15 protein-coding genes are annotated in these 21,324 nt (G+C 63.1%); 8 read left to right on the top strand and 7 right to left on the bottom strand.

What is annotated here, in order from left to right:
• Nucleotides 1-250: 250 nt before the first annotated feature.
• Nucleotides 251-2,851: a cell cycle histidine kinase CckA gene (locus tag J7U39_RS07215; RefSeq protein ID WP_210631123.1), complete on the bottom strand. Its 2,601-nt coding sequence runs from the start codon at nt 2,849-2,851 to the stop codon at nt 251-253.
• 305 nt (nt 2,852-3,156) lie between these two features.
• Here J7U39_RS07215 and J7U39_RS07210 point away from each other — a divergent pair, with 305 nt between their 5' ends.
• Entirely contained in the window at nt 3,157-4,185 is a 1,029-nt protein-coding gene (locus tag J7U39_RS07210) for a flagellar biosynthetic protein FliO (protein WP_210631122.1), read from the top strand.
• A gap of 404 nt (nt 4,186-4,589) precedes the next feature.
• Nucleotides 4,590-5,225 (top strand): DUF1062 domain-containing protein, encoded by a 636-nt coding sequence (locus J7U39_RS07205; protein ID WP_210631121.1) that lies wholly within the window; start codon nt 4,590-4,592, stop codon nt 5,223-5,225.
• 91 nt (nt 5,226-5,316) lie between these two features.
• On the opposite strand, the gene dksA is transcribed toward J7U39_RS07205, so the two are convergent.
• Nucleotides 5,317-5,736, bottom strand: coding sequence for an RNA polymerase-binding protein DksA (gene dksA / locus J7U39_RS07200; RefSeq protein WP_008525884.1), 420 nt, complete (start codon nt 5,734-5,736; stop codon nt 5,317-5,319).
• Between the two features lie 275 nt (nt 5,737-6,011).
• Between dksA and J7U39_RS07195 the strand changes: the two genes are divergently transcribed.
• From J7U39_RS07195 to J7U39_RS07180, 4 genes are all read left to right on the top strand, one after another.
• The gene (locus J7U39_RS07195) at nt 6,012-6,506 is read left to right on the top strand and encodes a histidine phosphatase family protein (RefSeq protein WP_210631120.1); all 495 of its coding nucleotides are present in this window, start codon (nt 6,012-6,014) and stop codon (nt 6,504-6,506) included.
• Nucleotides 6,507-6,581: 75 nt separating this feature from the next.
• Nucleotides 6,582-8,057: a YcjX family protein gene (locus J7U39_RS07190; protein ID WP_210631119.1), complete on the top strand. Its 1,476-nt coding sequence runs from the start codon at nt 6,582-6,584 to the stop codon at nt 8,055-8,057.
• A complete protein-coding gene (locus J7U39_RS07185) occupies nt 8,054-9,133 on the top strand; it encodes a TIGR01620 family protein (RefSeq protein ID WP_210631118.1) in 1,080 nt (359 codons plus the stop codon). The genes J7U39_RS07190 and J7U39_RS07185 overlap by 4 nt, the downstream gene beginning before the upstream one ends.
• 209 nt (nt 9,134-9,342) lie before the next feature.
• The gene (locus J7U39_RS07180) at nt 9,343-9,894 is read left to right on the top strand and encodes a hypothetical protein (RefSeq protein WP_011425593.1); all 552 of its coding nucleotides are present in this window, start codon (nt 9,343-9,345) and stop codon (nt 9,892-9,894) included.
• 61 nt (nt 9,895-9,955) lie between these two features.
• Here J7U39_RS07180 and folK read toward each other — a convergent pair whose 3' ends face one another.
• Genes folK through folP form a run of 3 tightly spaced genes read right to left on the bottom strand, consistent with a single transcriptional unit; the run spans nt 9,956 to nt 11,698 of the window.
• Complete coding sequence (gene folK / locus J7U39_RS07175; RefSeq protein WP_210631618.1) at nt 9,956-10,474, bottom strand: 2-amino-4-hydroxy-6-hydroxymethyldihydropteridine diphosphokinase; 519 nt, start codon at nt 10,472-10,474, stop codon at nt 9,956-9,958.
• Nucleotides 10,467-10,832 carry a dihydroneopterin aldolase gene (gene folB, locus J7U39_RS07170; RefSeq protein WP_008525873.1) on the bottom strand — a complete coding sequence of 122 codons (366 nt, stop codon included), beginning with the start codon at nt 10,830-10,832 and terminating at the stop codon, nt 10,467-10,469. Before folB ends, folK begins: the two co-directional genes overlap by 8 nt.
• Nucleotides 10,829-11,698: a dihydropteroate synthase gene (gene folP / locus J7U39_RS07165; RefSeq protein ID WP_210631117.1), complete on the bottom strand. Its 870-nt coding sequence runs from the start codon at nt 11,696-11,698 to the stop codon at nt 10,829-10,831. Before folP ends, folB begins: the two co-directional genes overlap by 4 nt.
• Nucleotides 11,699-11,800: 102 nt before the next feature.
• On the opposite strand from folP, the gene J7U39_RS07160 reads away from it, so the two are divergent.
• Nucleotides 11,801-12,427, top strand: a complete 627-nt coding sequence (locus J7U39_RS07160; RefSeq protein WP_210631116.1) for a DUF922 domain-containing protein — start codon at nt 11,801-11,803, stop codon at nt 12,425-12,427.
• 357 nt (nt 12,428-12,784) lie between these two features.
• Here J7U39_RS07160 and J7U39_RS07155 read toward each other — a convergent pair whose 3' ends face one another.
• Together J7U39_RS07155 and J7U39_RS07150 are read right to left on the bottom strand one after the other, a co-directional pair.
• Nucleotides 12,785-13,105, bottom strand: coding sequence for a 2Fe-2S iron-sulfur cluster-binding protein (locus tag J7U39_RS07155; RefSeq protein ID WP_011425597.1), 321 nt, complete (start codon nt 13,103-13,105; stop codon nt 12,785-12,787).
• A gap of 206 nt (nt 13,106-13,311) precedes the next feature.
• Complete coding sequence (locus tag J7U39_RS07150) at nt 13,312-13,695, bottom strand: Hpt domain-containing protein (protein ID WP_210631115.1); 384 nt, start codon at nt 13,693-13,695, stop codon at nt 13,312-13,314.
• A gap of 463 nt (nt 13,696-14,158) precedes the next feature.
• Here J7U39_RS07150 and J7U39_RS07145 point away from each other — a divergent pair, with 463 nt between their 5' ends.
• Complete coding sequence (locus tag J7U39_RS07145) at nt 14,159-21,265, top strand: hypothetical protein (protein WP_210631114.1); 7,107 nt, start codon at nt 14,159-14,161, stop codon at nt 21,263-21,265.
• Nucleotides 21,266-21,324 lie beyond the last annotated feature (59 nt).

Below are 21,324 nucleotides of genomic sequence, written 5' to 3'. Positions count from 1 at the left end.
GGGCCGGTCCCGCCATACAGATAGATAGTGCCGTTGAGCCGCCCCTCTGCTCTGCCGGGCATCTCCCCCACAGGTGGGGAGATTGGCTGGACCCAAGGTTTACCAAAACAATAGGCGTTGTAGCTCGGCAAAGCGGTGGCTGTGTGGGACGGCTAAGCCGCTCATCGATCTCCCCCTTGTGGGGGAGATGTCCGGCAGGACAGAGCGGGTGCCACACAGTGTGCTCTCTCCGGAAACCATCAAGCCGTAATTAGCTATCCAACGTTTCCTTCACCACCACGGCAAGCTGCTTCAGCGAGAACGGCTTGGGCAAAAATCCGAATTTCGCATCCGGGGGCAGATTGCGGGCAAAGGCGTCCTCGGCATAGCCGGAGACGAAGATGAATTTCAGGTCGGGGTAATTCTTTCGCAACTCGCGCAGCAGCGTCGGGCCGTCCATTTCGGGCATGACCACGTCGGAAACGACAATGTCGACCTTGCCCTCGAGCTCCTCCATGATGCTCAGCGCCTCGACGCCCGAGCCCGCCTCATGCACGGTGTAGCCGCGCGTTTCCAGCATGCGCTTGCCGCCGCGGCGCACCGCTTCCTCGTCTTCGACGAGAAGGACGACGGCCGAGCCGGTCAGGTCCTCCGGCTGCTGCGCGGTCACCGCGGGCGCGGCTGGGACTTCATTGATGGCACTGTCGATCGAACCCGCCTCCGCGGCAATCGCCGGCTCCGGGATGTGGCGCGGCAGGAAGACCCGGAAGGTCGTGCCTTTGCCGACTTCGGATTCTGGCTGGATGTAGCCGCCGGACTGCTTGACGATGCCGTAGACCATGGCGAGACCAAGCCCGGTGCCCTTGCCGACATCCTTGGTGGTGAAGAAGGGCTCGAAAATCTTGTCCATGATCTCGGGCGCGATGCCTGTACCGGTATCGGCGACTTCGACCAGCACCATGTCCTCGGCCGGCATGTAGGAATAGTTGAAGGCCGCGACGTCGGCTGCAGTCAGATTACGGGTGCGCAGCGTCAGCGTGCCGCCGTCGGGCATTGCGTCGCGCGCATTGACGCAGAGATTGATTAGCACCTGCTCGAATTGCGAAAGGTCCGTTTTGACGGGCCAGAGATCGCGGCCATATTGCACATCGAGCTTGACATTGGTGCCGGAGAGCAGCCGGTCGACCAGCATGCGCAGGTCGCCGACGACATCAGTGAGGTTCAGCACCGAGGGCCGCATCGTCTGCTTACGTGAGAAGGCGAGCAACTGGCGCACCAGCACCGCGGCGCGGTTGGCGTTGCGCTTGATTTCCATCAGATCGGCGAAGCTTGCATCGGAAGGACGCGCCTGCAGCAGCAGGTGATCGGAAGAAAGCAGGATCGCCGTCAGGACGTTGTTGAAGTCATGTGCAATACCACCGGCGAGCGTTCCGACAGCGTTCATCTTTTGCGTCTGCGCCATTTGCGCTTCCAGCGCCTTCTGCTCGGTCACCTCGACGGCATAGACGATCGCCGCTTCTTCCGGCGCCTCGTCGCTCTGGTCGATGACGGCGTTGACATAGAAGCGGAAATAGCGCGCCTCGTCGGTCGGCGTGCGGGTGTCGAGCGGCGGGATGTCACCCTGCCGGTCCTTGGCGGCCGTCAGCGCCGCGGCCAGTTGCGGCCGGTCGCTCTCCTGCACGATGGTTTCGAGATACGGCGCCTTTTCCAGGTCGTCGCGCGAGACGATGCCGGAGAACAGCTTCAGGAACGGAGCGTTGGTGCGCAGGATGCGTCCATCGCCGTCGACCGAGGCGATCGCCATCGGCGTATTGTTGAAGAAGCGGGTGAAGCGCATGGCGGCGGCCGAAGCGGACTGGCCGCTCTCGCTGCTCTTTCCGCGCGCCAGCACGATCGTCCGGCTTTCGCCTGGAGCGCCGTCGCGCATCGAGGTGACGCTGTGGATGATCTGCACCGGCAGGCTCTGGCCGTTGGTCTTGCGCAGATCGAGATCCAGCGTCACGGTTTTTTTCAGGCCGGGCTCGGCCTGCACCGACTGGATCAGCGCCAGCCCCTCGCCCGCCACCAGATCGCCAATCGACATCGAGCCGGGCAGGAACTTGGTCAGGTCGAGGCCCAGCCACTCGGCAAGTGTCGCGTTCAGGTAGAAGATTTCGCCCTTCCTGCCGGCGGAGAAGAAACCGGCCGGAGCGTGATCGAGATAGTCGATCGCATTCTGCAGCTCCTTGAAGAAGCGCTCCTGATCGTCGCGTTCGGCGGTAATGTCGGTGATCTGCCAGATCTGAAGCGGCTTGCCGCCATCATCCTCCGGCTGCAGCAGCCGCACCTTCAGCCGGTACCAATGCGCGCCCGAGCTGTTGCTGCCGGGCCCGACGGCGCGCAGCAGGCGGAATTCCTCCCGGCCCTCCTTGCCCTCGCGCAGACCGTTGACAAGCCGGTAGAGCGCCTCGTTGGATTCGCGATGCCGCGACAGCAGCGTTTCCAGCGTCTGCACTTCTGTTGCCTTGCGCGCGCCGGTGAGCGCGCCATAGGCGGCGTTGGCATAGATGATACGGCCCTTTTCGTCGGTGATCAGCGTGCCATCCGGGTGGCTGTTGAGGAAGGCGCGCGCCAGGCTGTCGGACTGGCGCTGCGGCATCACTTCGATGAAGCCGATGACGGAAGATACCAGGAAGAAGATGCCGACCATGGCGAGAACGCCTAGACCGCCGAGCACCATCTCGTTGTCGAGCGATCGCTTGAAGACGACAAAAGCCCCGGCGGCCGCGATCAGCACGAGCGCCAGGAGAAGAATGCGCAAAACCGTGCCAGAACGCCCCCCACGATCCACAAGCGGTGCGTTATAGTCGTCGACCTGACGCGGTTTCGTCATATATTCCTCGCATATGCCCCCCCACCTCGTAGCACGAATAAGAAGCGGGAATCAGGCGCTCTTTCCTTCTTAGCAATTTGCCAAGCCGGCAAAAACACCGGTCGCCGGCAAGACCGCTTGAATTCACAGGCAAGAGCGCCATCTGCGGCTGATGCCTGCGGCAGCTGCCTGCGCGCGACGCCGGCAGCTGCAATTCGGCATAACACGAAATCGCATTCGTGCATGGCTGGACAGGGCCGGCTGCCCTTGCCTAAGGGACGGAAAAGTCGTCAATATGTGCCGAATGTGAAATGGAGTGAGTGACTATGTTCGATGATCTTGTCGCAGCCTATGGCAGCCGTTTCCTGCTTGCGGCCGGTGGCGTTGGCCTGGCGCTCCTCCTGCTCATTCTGGCACTCTGGCTGATGCGAGGCCGCGCCCCGTCGCCCTTTGTACGCGGCGGTCGCAACCGTCAGCCCCGCCTGCAGGTGCTGGACGCGGCAGCCGTCGACGCCCGCCGCCGGCTGGTGCTGGTGCGCCGAGATGATGTCGAGCATCTTATCATGATCGGTGGCCCGACCGATATCGTCATTGAAAGCCGGATCCTGCCGCAGACGACCGAGCAGCCGGAAAGCCTCTCACGCCCGGAGCCTGCCGCCGATCGGCCGATTGCAGTCCCGCGGCCGGAAACACCGCCTGTTTCCGCCGCCCGTGCGCCGGTCACACCCCGCGCCGAGCCGGCCGCCGCCCACCCCTTCGCTGCGCCCACCGCATCGGAGCCGCGGCCGCGCCCCGAACCATCGGCCGCGCCCACCATGCCGCCGCCGGTGGCCACCGGCCCTCTTCCGCCAGAACCGGCGACGGCACCTCTATCGACCGAACGCGACCAATCCCTACGCGCTGTCCCGCCCCAAGCGCGCACCCCGGAGCGCCCCTCTGCTGCCGCCGGCGCGCAGCCGGCATCGTTCCGCGATACCGCAAGCGCCGCCGAAATCCTGGATGCCGCCCGCCAGCGCGTGCTGCCTCAGCAGCGCATCGAGCCCGAGGTCTCCGCCCCGGATATGCCGGCGCCGCGCGCCGCTGCCGCTACGGCCGAGGACGATGCGGCTGTGCAATCGGCAGCGGCGATCCGCCGTGATTTCCAACGGGTGCTGGAAGAGGAAATGTCAAACAATTTGACGGCCGAGCGCATCGTGCCGGCCCCGGCAAATCAGGGCCCTCGTCAGGCCGCGCCGCAGCCGGCCAACCAGCCGCGCCGTGATCCCGAGCTTGCCCCCATCACCGGTGCCGACACCGACCTGCAGAAAGAAGTCGCCCGCATCTTCGGCGAAATGAGCGTCAACCGCGACAAGTAAGACAAACGCTTACATCTCGGTTGTCATCCGTTAGCTTCGTCATGAAGTTGCATAAAAGCCGCAATGCTGCGGCTTTCACCTCGCCAACACCTCGGGGACTCCCTATCATGCCGATCATTTGCTATCGATCAGGTTGAAGAGCATTGGCGCATCCGAGGTAGACTTTGCCTAAGTAAATACCGGTCTCACCCCAGTTTCACCCGTGTAGCCGTGAGCGACGCGCTGACGGCATGCGAACATGTTCATCGGGTGGTGGCGAGAGACCGGTTTGGCATTGTTACAATGTGCCATGTGCAGCTCTGCTGTCTCAGCTCTTCAGCCGCCCACAACATCGCCATACCGCGCCCGCAAGGGTTTTCTCATGCACCATCTTGGTGGACTTCCGAACGGAAGACCAAGACGATATGTGCAAGACACTTCGGGTCCGATGGACCATCACTCCCAAAACGGCGCCGCAGCCATGGATTGCCTGCGGTGGATGCGGGGGCCTCAGAGCTTTCCGATCCAGCGGCAAGATCCGGCTTAATGCAAACGGTCGCAAGCTCGACGCCTGGCTGATCTACAAATGCCTGATCTGCGAAAGGACATGGAACCGCCCGATCTTCGAACGCCGAAATATTCGAGACGTCGATCCGATGATTCTCGACGCGCTGCAGTCCAACGACCCGAGCTGGATTCGGGCGGAAACCTTCAATCTTGATTCGCTGCGGCGCAAGTCACAGCGTGTGGACGAGTTCGCCGAATTCGACATCGCCAAGGAGATCCGGCACGAGACCCCAGGCTGGACGAGGCTGGAAATCGAACTGGCGGCTCCGTTTCCAGCAAGCATACGCCTGGATCGGCTGCTGGCCGGCGAGTTGAAGATATCACGCTCCCGCCTGCAGGCTCTTCACGATCGGGGCCTCTGTCGAACAGAGCCCGAGCGGGCCGACATCATGCGGCGGCGGATCAAGAATGGCACCCTCGTCACAATCGATCTCGCCACGGAGGCGGAGCGGGAACCATTCTGGAAAGCTCTGGCGACGGACGCTTTCCCGTAACCGCCTCTTCGACACATCGGGAGATGGCTCAACAAAAAGCGCCGCGATCGGATCGCGGCGCTGAATGTGTCTCATCTCTGCATGGGAATGGTCATTCGTCGCGGTAGACCTTTTCGCGACGTTCGTGGCGCTCCTGCGCCTCGATCGACAGCGTCGCGATCGGACGGGCGTCGAGACGCTTGAGACCGATCGGTTCGCCGGTTTCCTCGCAATACCCGTAGGTGCCGTCTTCGATGCGCTGCAGCGCCGCGTCGATCTTGGAGATCAGTTTTCTCTGCCGATCGCGGGCGCGAAGTTCGATCGCCCTGTCGGTTTCCGACGACGCCCTGTCGGCGAGATCGGGATGGTTTGCGCTTTCCTCGGCCAGATGGTCGAGTGTTTCGCGCGCTTCTCTAAGGATATCGTTTTTCCAGGCGACCAGCTTTGCCCTGAAGTAGGCACGCTGGTTTACGTTCATGAATTCTTCCTCTTCCGAGGGAACGTAATTGCTAAGATCGATCTTCTCACTCAACGCGATTCTCCTGAAGAACATCTCATCTGGGCGGGTGTATATCCCAAGCGCTAGCCGCGATTCAAGCCAAATACGACAGCTAAACAGATTTTTAAATCTGTTACAATTTTTGGCTAAGGGATTATTTTCTCATGATTATTCGCGTTCGCAATTTTCGTCTCGTCTTCAAAACGCCTTGTGGTCGCCCACGTTTTGGGCCGTTGCGGCATGGCTGGCGGTTGACGGCGGATGATCGCAACCGCTACTGAAAAGACCCGCCGATCCCGGATTTACCCATGACCGTACCCCTGCCTCCGCCCAATCGCATCTATCTCCTGCGTCACGCCGAGGCCGCCTGGGCCGAACCCGGACAGCGCGATTTCGACCGCCCGCTCAACGAAAAAGGCTACGGCGATGCCGAGGTTATCGCCGACAAAGCCGCCGCCAAGGGCTACCGTCCCGATCTTCTGATCAGTTCGACGGCGCTTCGCTGCCGCGACACCGCCGACGCCGTCCATCGGGCAATGGGTTTGACACTCGACGTGAGTTACATCGACGCGCTCTACAACGCCACGGTCGATACCTATGTCGAAATCGTCGATGCGCAGGATAATGCCGCCGTCATGCTGGTCGGCCACAACCCGACGATCGAGCAGGCGCTCGAGGCGCTGATCGGCCGCGAGGCCATGGTAAACGCCCTTCCCGCCGGCTTTCCAACGGCAGGTCTTGCCGTTGTCGATTTCGATGCTTCCGCCAGCGGCTGGCGCCTGATCGATTTTCTCGTCGTCTGAAGTCTTTCGCTCCGCTTCTTTTTCGGGCGGTGCAGTCTTCCTATATTGCCGGCAGTCATCAACCGGAATTGCGCCTTGCCGCCACGCCTGACATCCCTCGCCGACGACGCCCGCATCGCGTTTGATAATCTCGCTGACAGGGCAAGCGGCCTCGTCAATCCGACCGTGCGGCTCGGCGTCACCGGCCTCTCCCGCTCCGGTAAGACGGTCTTCATCTCCTCGCTTGTCCACAATCTCCTGCATGGCGGCCGGCTGCCGCTGTTCGAGCCGGTGCAGTCGGGACGCGTTTCGGCCGTGCGGCTGGAGCCTCAGCCCGATGATGCCGTGCCCCGTTTCCAATATGAGGATCATATCCGGGCGCTGGTGAAGGACCGCGTCTGGCCGGATTCCACGCGCGCCATTTCCGAACTGCGCATTACGGTCGATTATCAGAGCGCCAGCGGGTGGAACCGCCTGTTCTCGCCTGGCAGGCTGTCAATCGATATCGTCGATTATCCAGGCGAATGGTTGCTCGACCTGCCGCTGCTCGGCAAGGATTACCGCACGTTCAGCGAGGAAACGATTGCGCTTGCGCAAAACGGCGTGCGCTCCGAACTGTCGCGGGAATGGTTGGCTCTGACACGTGCCGCCGATATAAATGCCGGCGCCGACGAGATGGCAGCCCGCGCGCTTGCCACCGCCTTTGCCGATTACCTCAAGGCCTGCAAGGCCGACGAACGCTCACTCTCCACTTTGCCGCCCGGGCGTCTGCTTCTGCCCGGCGATCTCGACGGCTCGCCGGCACTGACTTTCGCCCCGCTCGTCCTGCCGCCGGGCGCGCGTCCCCATCGCGGCTCGCTCTGGACGATGATGGAGCGGCGTTACGAGGCCTATAAATCCGTGGTCGTCAAACCGTTCTTCCGCGAGCATTTCGCCCGGCTCGACCGGCAGATCGTGCTGGTCGACGCGCTGCAGGCCATGAACCGCGGCCCCGAAGCCGTCCAGGATCTGGAGCGCGCGCTGACCGACGTGCTCGCCTGCTTCCGCCCCGGCACCAACTCGCTGCTCTCGTCGCTGCTGGGGCGCCGTATCGACCGTGTGCTGGTCGCCGCCACCAAGGCCGACCATCTCCATCATGAGAGCCATGATCGGCTCGATGCGCTGACCCGCCGCCTCGTCGATCGCGCCATCGCCCGCATCGGCATGGCCGGAGCCGGAATCGACGTGATGGCGCTCGCTTCCGTGCGCGCCACGCGCGAGGCATCGGTCAAACGCGACGGCCATGAACTGCCTGTCATCGTCGGCACGCCGATGGAGGGTGAAACCATTGCCGGCGAGCGATTCGACGGCCAGAAAAAGACCGCGATCTTCCCCGGAGACCTGCCGCTGGATCCGGAAAGCCTGTTCGACCGCATCGCTTCCGGCGAGACCGCCGATACCCTGCCCGACGTTAACGTCGTCCGATTCCGCCCGCCGCATCTCGAGGAGACCGGCGGCGGCATCAAGCTGTCGGTGCCGCATATCCGCCTTGACCGCGCCATGCAGTTCCTGTTCGGAGACCGTCTCGCATGAGTAAGCCCCCCTCCGATTTGCCGCAACGGCCACCCGCCGCCTTCGCCTATGAGGATGAGGCTGCCGTGCCGCGCGACAATGGTCGGCAACAGCAAGGCCGACGCAGACCGGAAAGCTTCTCGGAAGACATCGTCTTGACGCCTGACGAGGAGGATCCCTTCATCAATCCCGACAGGGATGCGAGCGCAGTGCCGGTGGCGACGCCACGCAAGCGGCGCACCTCCTTCGGCAAGATCGCACTAGGCGCTTTCGGGATCCTGCTATCGCTCGGCATCGGCCTCTGGACCGACCGGCTGATCCGCAATCTCTTCACCCGCGCCGACTGGCTGGGTTATGCAGCTCTTGGCGTGCTGGCGATCGGCATTCTCGCCGTTCTTGCCCTCGTCATCCGCGAGACCGCGGGCATGATGCGCCTTGCCGCTGTTCAAGCGATCAAGGCGGAAGCAGAGGCGGCGATCCTCGAAACACGGCCGGCGAAAGCGCGCGCCGTCGTTGCGCGCCTCACCACGCTTCTTGCGGCCAGCCCCGAGACATCGAAGGGCCGCGCGACGCTGAAGGCGACCGAGGGCGAGGTCATCGACCCCCCGCATCTGATCGCCTTGGCCGAACGCGAACTCCTGGCCCCACTCGACCGCAAAGCGCGGGCGCTCATCGTCAACGCCTCCAAGCGCGTCTCGATCGTTACCGCCGTCAGCCCGCGCGCGATCGTCGATCTGCTTTATGTGCTCTACGAGTCCGTGCGCCTCATCCGCGCCATGGCCGAGCTTTACGGAGGCCGCCCCGGCACGCTCGGCATGTGCCGCCTCCTGCGTGACGTGCTGGCCCATCTCGCCGTCACCGGCTCGATCGCTGTCGGCGACAGTCTCGTCCAGCAGGTGCTCGGCCATGGGCTGGCCTCGAAGCTATCGGCTCGACTCGGCGAAGGCGTGATCAACGGCCTGATGACCGCTCGCATCGGAATCGCGGCGATGGATCTCTGTCGCCCGCTTGCCTTTCGTGCGGTGAAGCGACCGGGAATCGGCGATTTTATCGGCGACCTCACACCTTCAATGTCGCCGCGCGGCAACAATCCTTAAGCGACGAGGCGATTCCGCAGCTCTCACCTTCCCGTAGGTGAAGTTGGCGAAGTTAAGCAGATTCAACACTGTAGCCGCCGGATCCTAAAATCCGCGCGGCACGACAGAAATCCAATCACTCGCATTTCGGCACAATCGAAAGGAAGGATTAACCATTCTTCGGCAAAACTTGGCACCAGTTCGTGAGTGGTGTTTGCCAAGGAAAATCCATGTATTCGCGCCAGTTTCTCTTCTTATGCGGCCTCGCCGCCGCGGCATTGTCTCCTGTCGCAGACGTCGCTCCGGCAGCCACTGCCGCAACCCGCGACAAGGCCTTCTTCGAATCCGTCACCGGCTCTTGGAAGGGCCCGGGCGAGATCGTCGCCGGCAAGTACAAGGGCACGAAATTCACCTGCAACCTGACCGGTGAACCCACCGGCGACAGCACTGCCGGCATCAAGCTCGATGGAACCTGCCGCGTCGGCGTCTTCAAGCAGCCGATGAGCGCCGTCATCTCGCAGTCGGGCTCCACCTACAAGGGCAAGTTCCTCGACGGCGCCGCCGGCAAGGGTCTTGACGTCGTCTCCGGCGCCGTCACCGAGGATACGGTCGTGGTCGGCATTAACCGCGCCAAGCTGAATGGCGCGATGATCGCCCGCGTGCGTGACGACAAGACGATGAACGTTACCGTGTCGGTCAAGGTCGAAAGCCAGATGATCCCGGTTATCGGCCTGACATTGACTCGTCAGGTCGACGAAATGGCCGTCGGCTCCATCCAGTAGACCGACTGGATGACGGGTTTTCCTGAAGCGGCGGGTTTCCCGCCGTTCGCGTTTCAGAGCCTCAGGCGCTGCGCCACCAGTCGCCGCTATCATCGGCGACCTCGATGCCGGCCACATCGGCCTCCTGCAGCCACTCACTGACTGTCCTGCCCTTGACGAGAAGGCCCGGGGCGATATCGGCAAGCGGCATCAGGACGAAACCGCGGTCGGTCATACGGGGATGCGGCAGCTCCAGCCGCGGCGCCTGCTGGACGACATTGCCATAGGTCAGCACGTCGATATCGAGCGTGCGCGGTCCCCAGCGCTCGATACGCTCGCGTTTCATCTCACGCTCTATCGAAAGACAGACATCGAGCAACGCCTCCGGAGGGAGCCGGGTTTCGACGGCTGCGCAGGCGTTGAAGAAGAACGATTGGTCCGTTTTGCCCCAAGGCGGCGTGCGATAGAGCCGCGATACGGCGGTGACACGACAGTCGTCGCGCCCGTCCAGCCTCTGCAGCGCCGCGGCCATCGCCTTTACCGGATCGCCGATATTGCCGCCGAGGCCGAGTGTGGCCGATTGTGATTCAGCCTCAGGCAAAATGTTCAACACTCACCTGCACGAAATCGAGCACGCCTGGCACTGGCGCATTCGGCTTGCGCACCGTGATCTTCGCCCGGCGCACCTGCGGGAATGTCTGACAGAGGCCCTTGGCGATATCGAGCGCCAGGGCTTCGATGAGGTAGCGGCGCTTGCCAGTGACGATCTCCTCGATCACCGTGAAGGCAATGCCGTAATTGACGGTGTCGTTGATCGAATCGCTTTCCAGCGCTTCGCCGGCAACCACATCGAGCTCCGCGTCGACGAAGAAGCGCTGGCCGAGGAATTCCTCCTCGTCATGCACGCCGTGGCGCGCGAAGAAGGCGCAGTTCTGCAGCGTGATCGTGTAGGTGGTCATGTCGGCCGCTTCCTCTCGAATTCCTGGCGCGCATTGAGCATAGCATCGGCGACAGCAAGCGCATCCCTGTTGATTGCGACATTGTGCACCCGGAAAACCGCAGCCCCCTGAAGCCTGAGCAGCGCGCTTGATGCGGCTGTCGCCACATCCCTCTCCAGCGCCTCGCGCCCCGTCACCGCGCCAAGGAAGCGCTTGCGTGACGTGCCGGCAAGCAGCGGCAGGCCGAAGCGCGACAGTTCGGAAAACCGCGCCATCAGTTCCAGGTTCTCCTCAGCCATCTCCTTGGCGAAGCCGAAACCCGGATCGAGCACGATCTGGTCGATGTTGACTCCGGCCGCGGCGGCGATCGCCAGCGACCGTTCGAGGAAATGCGCCTGGTCCGCGATCACATCGGCAAGTTTAACCCTGTCACGGCCGGTATGCATGATGCAGAGCCCCGCGCCGGTGGCCGCGGCCACATCCGCAATACCTGCATCTTTCTGCAGTCCGAAGACGTCGTTGACGATATGGGCCCCGGCGCCGACGGCAAGCCGCGCCGTCTCGGCACGATAGGTATCGATCGAGATCAGCGCCTCGGTGCGACCGCGCAGCGCCTCGATGACGGGCAACACCCGCGCCTGCTCTTCCGAAGGGCTGACCGACAACGCACCAGGCCGGGTCGATTCGCCACCGATGTCAATGATCGCAGCACCATCGCTGACCGCCTGCAATGCATGTTCGACGGCGGCATCGACGGTTTCAAAACGTCCGCCGTCGGAGAAGGAGTCCGGCGTAACATTGATGATCGCCATGATCGCCGAACGACCGCCGAGTTCGATTTCCCGGCCATGGCCGACACGCCAGAAACTGCCTTCGAGCCCTGTCACCAGACTTGTCCTATTGATGACGAAAAAAGCCGCCATCCGATATTGCGCTTACGGTGGCTATGCCCCAAGCTCCTGCCGATTTCAACATGGGTTGCGTTCAGAATGCCGCTTGCAATGCGTTATATGTGCCTTCCTGTCGCCTTTTCCATTGCTCTTTCCGTCAGCAGTCCAGCGGCAGCCGAAGTGATCGCATCGAAAAGTTATTCCTATTTCGACATCCGCGGCAAAACCGCCGATGAGCTCGACCGGGAGCTCAGCCGGCGCGGCCCGACGGCGAGCGGTTCGTCGGCACGCCATCCCGGCGCCACCAAGATACGCTTCGGCGGCGAGGCCACCTATATCCAGGATAATGGCCGATGCCGCGTCGGCAATGTCAAGGTCACCGTTCACACCCAGGTCATACTGCCGCGCTGGAACAGCCGCAGAGGCGCCAGCAAGGAGCTGTCGATGATATGGGACGCACTGTCGAGCGACATCAAGCGCCATGAGGAGCGTCATGCCGAAATCGCCAGAGACCAGGCCCGCGCCATGGAGCGCGCCATCCGCGCATTGCCGCAGCAGCGCAACTGCGAGGCCATGCAGGAGCTCGTCTCCAACGAATCAACTCGCGGCATAGAGGAGCACGATCGGCTGCAGGCGCGATTCGACCGGGTTGAGGCGGTCAACTTCCAGAAGCGCATGCTGAGATTGCTGAAAAATCGAATCAATGGTCGAGCCGGCGGAAATTAAGGCCTTTTCGAGCTGGTGACGAGCGGAAAAACTTAGCTGCGCAACGAAACTTGTGCGAAACTTACCCCTTCCCCAGCGTTTTAATGGTCATTTTTCATTCTGGCAGACTCAACCGGAACGCGTTAATATGAACACATTCGAAAGTTCAGGTACGGCATCTGGACTTTCCTCGTTGGGTTCTCCTGGCGCGTTCCGAAGCCGCGGATGTTCCTCCCTCATCCGTTGGTAATGCGCCCGCCTCGCCTCGCTCGCACCAGCGCGCGAGGCGTCTTTTTTGTGGTGATGATGTCGGATATTCGCCTCCGAAAATCGATTCCGATTTTCGGGCCGATGCGCTGGCGCGAAACGCAGAGCGCCTCAGGCCTGGCGTTCGGGCACGTGCACGACGAGCCCGTCATAAGCGGCCTTCATCCGGATCTGACAGGAGAGCCGCGAGGTCGGGCGCACGTCGAAGGCGAAGTCGAGCATATCCTCTTCCATCGCTTCCGGCTGGCCGACCTTTTCCGTCCATTCCTCGTCGACATAGACGTGACAGGTGGCGCAGGCGCAGGCGCCGCCGCATTCGGCCTCGATGCCGGGCACCGAATTGCGCACGGCATTCTCCATCACGGTGGAGCCTTGGTCGACGTCGAGGTCGAAGCGCGTGCCGTCGAAGGCGACGATGGTAAGTTTGGGCATCAGGACTATTTCCGGTCTTCAAATGGGTGGGCGGAGTTTCTTCCGACAATTCGACGCGTCAGTCAACATTCGGAAATCCGCCCTAACCTCGCAGATCCGGCCCTCGCCCGCCGTCTTCAAAGCGTCATCTGGGGCGTCGCAAAAAGACCCGTGGTTCCGCAATGAAACAACGGGCCTCGTTCGATCAACGAAAGAAAAGTTGGAGGTCAGCCGCGGCAGAGCTTGAGAATGAAATTCTCGGCATCGAGAACGGCAGCGCCGAGCGCCGCCATCGCGCTGGCATCGCCGCCGGTCTCCTCGACGACTTCAGCCGTCTGCGACACGTGGAATGCGCCGACCGAACTCGCCGCACCTTTCAGCCGATGCGCGGCCGCGCCGACACGCACGGTCTCACCGCTCGCCATATCCTGGAGGCACGCCCGCGCCTGGCGCGCAAACATCTGAAGGACTTCGATTTCCAGAGACTTGTCGCCCATCGTCTGCTTTGCGAGATGGACGAGATCGATCGGCCGGACCTTCGAGGGGCACGGCCCCTTTGCATTATCAGGCGCCTCGAATACGATCTTCAATGCTGCCAGCTGGGCCGCCATTTGCCATTTCTCCCGTCTCAGGTCGTCCGCACTTGCTACAGTTCTGCGTCGGGAGGGTGGCCATCGCGTTAAATTCCGGCACATCGGGCGCGAAAATCTCACCATATGGTTAACATCCGTTAAATATCACTAAATTATTGGTTTTTAAGCAGGGCCTCGGATTCAAAGGTGTTAACAACGGGTTAACGAGCCATGAATCTCAAGCCTTCATTAATTGTGTGCAGAGCCCAGATGTGTCACTACGATACTGGTGGAGCGGGTTTATGGCACGCGCCTTTGCCGAGTGAGTGGATAATGGTAGTGTTTTGATACCTTCCGTTTGAAAAAGCGGCTATCTACTCTGAAATGACATGCTTATCCGTCCGCGGTTGGGATGGAGGGCCGCAACGGCAAAGTTGTTCCCGGGCAGGCGGAAGCCGGGGGTGCGCTGCCGGGCCGGCCGACAGTAACGAGGCGTAACCGAATGGCGAATAACAAATATAATGAGTCGATCGAGGACAAGGCGTTCAAGGCATTGGACGAGGCGCTCCAGATCGACTTTGGCAAGGACAATGTGCCGTCTCGCCACGGCGACGCGCCCCAGGCGCCGGAGGGTAATGTGTCTGATCCATCGAATGCGCGCAATCAGCAGGCCCAGGAAGAAGCGCGGCGCCGCAGCCGCCGCGGCGCCGGGGCCGAGCAGGCTTCCAGGGCTTCGGCCTTCGCGCCCGCCAATGATGCCAGCCGCAATACGCCCGCCTCGATCCTGAAGTCCTTCGACGGCGCTTCCAGCCGCTCGGCCATGCGCACCGCTACCCTGTTTTCCGTGCTTTGGGTCATGGCGGGCCTCGGCCTGATGTCGCTGCTTTATGCGCCGCAGATCTGGCAGATCCGCTCGATCGCCGATCTCGTCGCCCTGCCCGGCGTCATTGCCGGCCTGGTCGGCATCATCATTCCGGTGATGTTGTTCTATGCTTTCGCCATCATGATCTCCCGCGCCCAGGACATGCGCAACGCCGCCCGCTCCATGGCAGAGGTGGCATTGCGCCTGGCGGAGCCGGAAACAATCGCCTCCGAACGCATCATGACCGTTGGCCAGGCGGTGCGCCGCGAGGTCTCGGCCATGAACGAAGGCATCGAGCGCACCATCGCGCGCGCTTCCGAGCTGGAAACGCTGGTCCATTCCGAAGTCAACGCGCTGGAACGCTCCTATGCGGACAACGAGCTGCGCGTGCGCGGTCTTGTCCATGAACTCGGCTCGGAGCGGGAGGCGATCGTCAATCATGCCGACCGCATCCGCACCTCGATCGGCAGCGTCCACGACCAGCTGAAGGAAGAACTGTCGCTGGCGACCGAAGAGATCGCCGTGCGGCTCGCCACATCGGGTGAAGCCTTTGCCTCGCTGATCGACACGCGCGCAGCGACGATCCTGGAAAAATCGGACAGCGCCCTGCAGTCGATGGGCAGCCTGCTTGCCGCCAAGACCGACAGCCTCCTCCAGACACTGAACGCCTCCGGTTTTGCGCTCGCCACCGAATTCGATAACCGCCTCGAGGCGCTCTCCGTCAACCTCAACGAACACGGCGAAAGACTGCTCAGCCAGTTCGAGACGCGCGCCTCGACCATGGACAGCAGCACCGAGAAGCTGAACGCGGCGCTGAACGAGCGCACGCATCAGCTGAACGAGATCCTGATCGCCCGCACCCGCGAGATCAACGAGAGCCTGACATCGGGCGAACGCACCATCGGCGGGACGCTGGACGACGTGCTGTCCAAGCTGAACAGCGCGCTCGATGAGAAGGGCGCAAGCTTCCGCCAGAGCCTGCAGAGCACCGCCGACGACGCCGTCATGGATCTCGACCTGCGCTCGGGCTTCTTCGAAGAACGCCTGCAGACGACCGTTGCCCAGCTGTCGACCGCCTTCGACGAGCGTGTCGCCGAATTCACCAGCGCTTTCGACAAGCGCACCGGCTCGCTCGACACCAAGCTGATGGAGAGCCTTGCCCGCATCAACGAAACCCTGACCGGCGGTTCGGATTCGATCGAGGGCATTTTGACTTCCAGCATCGACCGGCTCGGCTCCTCGATGACCGACCAGTCGCTGGCGCTCGCGACTGCGCTCGCAACCGGTCATGAAGTGCTGGAGAGCACGCTCAACAGCCGCACGGAAGAAATCACCACCGCACTCACCAGCCGCACCGGCGAGCTGACCTCGGCGCTGCAGAGCGCCACGTCGGACATCGCGCTGGCGCTTGCATCAGGCACCTCCGATCTGCAGAACAATCTTCAGGCCCGCTCGGCCGAATTCCGCGATACGCTGCGCACAACCACTACCGATTTGACCGCCGCCGTTGCCGCCGGCACCGAGCAGGTCACGACGGCCTTCGGCGGCCGCGCAGAGGAACTCACCAGCGTATTGACAGCGCGCGCAGCAGAAATCCGGGACGCGGTTGGCACAGCCCATGAGCGTATTGACAGCGTCATGTCGGAGCGCGGCGGAGCGCTGATCGACGCGCTAACCACCCATCACGGCCGCTTCGAGGAAGCGCTGACGACCCGCTCCGACGCTATCATCAACGCCGTTTCCGGCACCCATGACCGTCTTGCGGAAACGCTTGACGAAAAGGCGATGGCACTTGCCATTTCCCTGAACGAGAGCCAGGCCCGCATCGAGGATACGCTCGAAACCCGCTCCGAGGCGCTGCTCACCGCCGTTTCCGGCACCCATGACCGCCTCTCCGAAACCCTTGATGAAAAGGCGATGGCGCTCGCAATCTCCTTGAACGAAAGCCAGAGCCGCATCGAAGACACGCTGGAGACCCGTTCCGCGGCTTTCCTCAACGCCGTCTCAGGCACGCATGATCGGCTGTCGGAAACGCTGGATACCAAGGCAGCAGCCCTGACGGCTTCGCTCGACGAGCGCCATGCCCGCATCGAAGACGCGCTTGGAACCCGCGCCGAAGCATTGTTGAACAGTGTGTCCGGCACGAGCGACCGGCTTGCCGAAACCCTTGATGAAAAGGCGATGGCGCTTGCCATTTCCTTGAACGAGAGCCAGACCCGCATCGAGCAAACGCTCGCAACCGGTTCGGCGGGCCTGCTGAACGCCGTTTCCGGCACTCATGACCTGTTTGCCGAGACGCTGGAAGGTAAGGCGGCAGCTTTTGCCAACTCGCTGAGCGAGACCCAGTCACGCATCGAAAATACGCTCCAAAGCCGCTCCGCGGCCCTGCTGGATGCTGTATCCGGCACTCATGAGCGCCTCGCCGAGACGCTCGACGAAAAGGCGATGGCGCTTGCCATGTCACTGACCGAAGGCCAGGCCCGCATCGAGGACACCCTGCAGACCCGGTCGGCAGCGCTGCTGAATGCAGTCTCCGGCACCCATGATCGCCTGTCGGAAACGCTGGACGAGAAAGCGATGGCGCTCGCAATCTCGCTCAATGAGAATCAGACGCGGATCGAAGACACGCTGGCAGCCCGCTCCGAAGCTTTCCTCAAGGCCGTCTCCGGTACGCATGAGCGCATCGCCGAAACCCTTGACGAGAAGGCATCGGCACTGACCGCCTCCTTGAACGAAGGCCAGAGCCGCCTGCAGGACACGCTGGAGAGCCGCTCGGAATCCTTCCTCAATGCGGTTTCCACCACCCATGACCGCCTGTCCGAGACGCTCGACGATCGGGCGATGGCCCTTGCCATATCGCTGAACGAGAGCCAGAGCCGTCTCGAGGAGACGCTGACATCAGGCGCCGATGCGATCACCAATGCGGTCTCCGGCACACATGAACGCCTGAATGGCGTGCTCGACCAGAAGGCCAGCGCGTTGGCCGCCTCGCTGAACGAAGGGCAGGTCCGCCTCGAGGAAGCCCTGGGACATCGCGCAGCCGCGCTTGTCGGTGCCGTAACGGCAAGCCATGACCGGCTCACCGATAGGCTCGACGAAAAGACCATGGCGCTCGCCATTTCGCTCGATGACAACCAGAGCCGATTCGACAGCGCCCTCGAAGCCCGCAGCAATGCGATCATGGAGGCCGTCACCAGTGCCGAGGCCCGTGTTGCCGGCGCCTTTGCCGACAAGACGGATGCCATCCACAACGCCTATGCCGACAATCAGCGGCGGCTTGAATCGGCGCTCTCCGAGCACAGCGCGGCTCTTTCGGGCATTCTCGATGCGGGCGGCGCCCGCTTTGAGGATCTCGTCGGCGGCTTGACCGGCCGCATCGAGGGCCGCCTCAGCGACGCCCATGCGCGGCTTGGGGGTCTGGCCGAGGAGGCCGCGGCACGCATCGAAGGCGGGCTTGCTTCCGCCCATGAGCGGATCCGCACGACGCTCGAGGACCGCGGCAATGCCATCGAGCTGTCGCTGAGCCAGGCGCATGCGCAGATCAGCGATACACTCACCGAACAGGCGACCAACATCGGCACTTCGGTGGCGACGAGCGTCAGCATGCTCGAAATGTCGCTGGAAGACCGAGAAGCCTCGATCCGCCAGGCGATCGATGCCGGCGCCCAGACGCTGGAAGATCGCATGCGCGCCGGCGCCGGCCAGATCGCCGGCCGCTTCCAGGAGGCGGCGAACACGATCTCGAGCTCCGCACAGAACCTCTCCACCCATCTCGACCAGTCGGTCGAGAACCTTGCTGGACGCCTTGAAGAAACCGGTTCTCGCATGGAATCCGGCCTTACAGCGATCGAGACCCGCATCCGCGACGGCGTCGGCGGCGTTGCCGAAAAGATCGAAGCCGCCAGCAGCCACCTCTCCGGCGTGCTTGCCAACGGCATTTCCCGACTTGGCGCACTCGGTGACGACGCCACTCAACGCATCTCGACGACGCTCGAAGGCAGCGCCGCCAATCTTACGCAGGCAATCGACAGCCGCACGGCCAGTCTGGCCGAGACGCTGGACAGCCGCACGACCACACTTGCAGGCGCCATCGAGGGCCGCACGGCAAGTCTCGGCGAAACCCTTGACCGCGGCAACGAACGCATCGAGGAACGCCTGTCCACCATGGATCGCGCCTTGACCGTCGGCCTCGAAGCCGTCAACCGCACCATCGAGGGCAAGGCCGCCGGCCTCGCCTCGACGTTGCGCAGCGCGGTGGCCGAAGCAGCCCAGGGAATGGAAGGCGAAGCGACGAGAACGACGGAACTGCTTGGCAAGACCGGCCAGCAGTTCGCCGAGGATCTCAATGCGAAAAGCGACGAATTCACCCGCACCATGGATGAGCGCTCGTCGCAGATCGTCACGCGGGTTGCCGAAGCGCAGAACCGCCTGGCAACTCAGGCCGCTGCCGTCGCCCAGACCTTCTCGGAAGCCGGCAATGCAATCGTCAACAAGGTCGCCGAGGCCGAGACGGTTGTCGGCACCCAGGTCAATGCCATTTCCAAGGCCCTGTCGGATGCCGGCCAGTCGCTCGAGGCACGCGGCAATGCCATCCGCACGACCCTGTCCGGGGCCGGCAGCGAGATTTCCGCCACCATGGCGGATGTCGAGCGGGCGCTCGAAGCCCGCAGCAGCGCCATTCGCTCCAATCTCGAGGAGCGCGTCCGCGAGATCGATACTTCCCTCTCCGACGTCGACCGGGCGCTCGAAGCGCGTGGCAACTCGATCCGCTCGACGCTTGAGGAACGCACCCGCGACCTCAACTCGATGCTATCAGGCCGCTCTGTCGAATTGACCCGCATTCTCGACGAAACCGCCCGCCCGATCATCGATCGCTACACCGATGCCGGCGAGCAGGCCGCTGCCCGCATTACCGCCGCAGCCAATCTCAGTGCCGACCGCCTGCGCGCCGAGAACGAAGCGCTCGCCAGCGCCGTTGCCGCCCGCACCGAGAATGTCGCCAACGCCGTCAGCGCCATCGAGAACAGCCTGGTCGGCAACGTCAACGGCCTGGTTCAGCGCATGTCGGAAAGCAGCGCGGCGATGGCGATGATGATGAACCGCGCCGCCGAACAGTTGACGAGCGTCGACGGGCGTCTCGGCGAAACCACGACCCGCTTTGCCGACTCCGCCACCAAGGCTGCCGAAATGGTCAATGCCTCGACCAGGCTTCTCGAAGGCAAGGTCGACCGCCTATCCGACATATCTGGCCAGACGCTGGCCCAGGTCGGCAGCATCATCGGCCGCTTCGACGAACACTCCAAGGTTCTGACTCAGGCCTCACAGCTTCTGGGTGCTGCCCAATCCAACCTCGCCTCGACGCTCGAGGAGCGCGAAGGTGCGCTGCAGGCCCTCTCCGTCAGCCTGGTCCAGCGCTCCGACGAGATCGAAAAGACCATGCGCGGCCTCGGCGGCATGATTGAAACCGTGTTTGAGCGGGCCGAGCAGCGCTCCAACCAGGTCACCGGCAATCTGCGCCAGGGCGTGCAGTCGTCCTTCGCCGATATCGGCCGCGTTCTGACGGAAACCGAGAAGCGCGCACAGGAGGCCGCCGAGACGATGCGCGAGGCGATCACCCGCGCCGGCGACGAGGCCAATACGACGATCGACAGCACCTTCGCCAACGTCGAGCGCCGTTCCGGTGATCTCTCCAACCGTATTCGCGGCGGCCTCACCGCCTCGCTGTCGGAAGTCGAGCGCATGCTCGGCGAAGCCGGACGCGCCTCCGACGGTGCCGCCCAGCACATGCGGGAATCGCTGCGCGAGGCGATCGAGGATGCCGTCGGCCGCTTCTCCGGCGCCACCGAGGACATCCGCCGCTCCGCTGCCGACATCCGCAACGAGCTCGACGCCACCCGCGCCGAACTGAAGCGCGGCGCCTTCGACCTGCCCGAGGAAGCCAAGGAAAGCGCCTCGGCCATGCGCCGCGCCGTCGCCGAACAGATCAAGGCCCTGCAGGATATCTCGCAGCTTGTCGGCCGCTCCAGCCAGCAGCTGGAAATCTCCGAGCCTGCCGCCCGCTCGCTTGCCCAGGCGCAGCCGGCTCCGCGCCCGACTCCGCCGATCGCAGCTCAGCCGCCGCAGCCGTCAGCGCCTGCGCCGATCGAAGCGGCGGGTCTGCGCGGTACGATTGCGCCGTCCGCTCCGGCCGCCGCTCCTCAGCGGGCCGCTCAGCAGCCAGCTCCCACTCGCCAGGAATTGGGCCGCCAGGAACCGGCCCGGGAAAGTGGCGGCTGGATCAGCGATCTTCTGCGGGGCGCATCCCGTGAAGAGGCCGCGGACCAAGTGCCGACCCGTGCTCCCGCCCGCCCGGCGGAAACCGCCGCACCGGCCGCACGCAGCAACGACAGCCGCAATCCGCGCCATGTCGTGGAATCGCTGAATTCGCTCTCCGTCGATATCGCCCGGGCCATCGATCACGATGCGTCGGTCGATCTCTGGCGCCGCTACCAGCGCGGTGAGCGCGACGTCTTCACCCGCCGCCTCTACACGCTGAAGGGCCAGCAGACCTTCGACGAGATCAAGCGCAAATACGACCGCGAACCGGAATTCCGCACCGCTGTCGACCGCTATATCGGCGATTTCGAAAAGCTGCTCGCCGACGTCGCCCGAACCGACCCGAACCAGACAGTCACACAGTCCTATCTGACCTCGGATACGGGGAAGGTTTACACCATGCTCGCCCATGCAGCGGGCAGGCTGAGATAGAGTCTGGCCGATATCGTGGAGCTGAAGCCGCCTGAACATGTGTCAGGCGGCTTTCACTG

The organism is Rhizobium sp. NLR16a (assembly GCF_017948245.1).
Taxonomy (GTDB): Bacteria; Pseudomonadota; Alphaproteobacteria; order Rhizobiales; family Rhizobiaceae; genus Rhizobium.
This window is presented reverse-complemented; position numbering and strand designations above follow the sequence as displayed.

What these genes read in the sequence shown, in the direction of transcription:
- J7U39_RS07180 (WP_011425593.1), top strand. Translation starts at nt 9,343, where the DNA reads ATGTATTCGCGCCAGTTTCTCTTCTTATGCGGCCTCGCCGCCGCGGCA.
- J7U39_RS07155 (WP_011425597.1), bottom strand. Translation starts at nt 13,105, where the DNA reads ATGCCCAAACTTACCATCGTCGCCTTCGACGGCACGCGCTTCGACCTC.
- J7U39_RS07195 (WP_210631120.1), top strand. Translation starts at nt 6,012, where the DNA reads ATGACCGTACCCCTGCCTCCGCCCAATCGCATCTATCTCCTGCGTCAC.
- J7U39_RS07145 (WP_210631114.1), top strand. Translation starts at nt 14,159, where the DNA reads ATGGCGAATAACAAATATAATGAGTCGATCGAGGACAAGGCGTTCAAG.
- J7U39_RS07210 (WP_210631122.1), top strand. Translation starts at nt 3,157, where the DNA reads ATGTTCGATGATCTTGTCGCAGCCTATGGCAGCCGTTTCCTGCTTGCG.
- J7U39_RS07160 (WP_210631116.1), top strand. Translation starts at nt 11,801, where the DNA reads ATGCCGCTTGCAATGCGTTATATGTGCCTTCCTGTCGCCTTTTCCATT.
- folB (WP_008525873.1), bottom strand. Translation starts at nt 10,832, where the DNA reads ATGACCACCTACACGATCACGCTGCAGAACTGCGCCTTCTTCGCGCGC.
- J7U39_RS07205 (WP_210631121.1), top strand. Translation starts at nt 4,590, where the DNA reads ATGTGCAAGACACTTCGGGTCCGATGGACCATCACTCCCAAAACGGCG.
- J7U39_RS07150 (WP_210631115.1), bottom strand. Translation starts at nt 13,695, where the DNA reads ATGGCGGCCCAGCTGGCAGCATTGAAGATCGTATTCGAGGCGCCTGAT.
- J7U39_RS07215 (WP_210631123.1), bottom strand. Translation starts at nt 2,851, where the DNA reads ATGACGAAACCGCGTCAGGTCGACGACTATAACGCACCGCTTGTGGAT.
- J7U39_RS07185 (WP_210631118.1), top strand. Translation starts at nt 8,054, where the DNA reads ATGAGTAAGCCCCCCTCCGATTTGCCGCAACGGCCACCCGCCGCCTTC.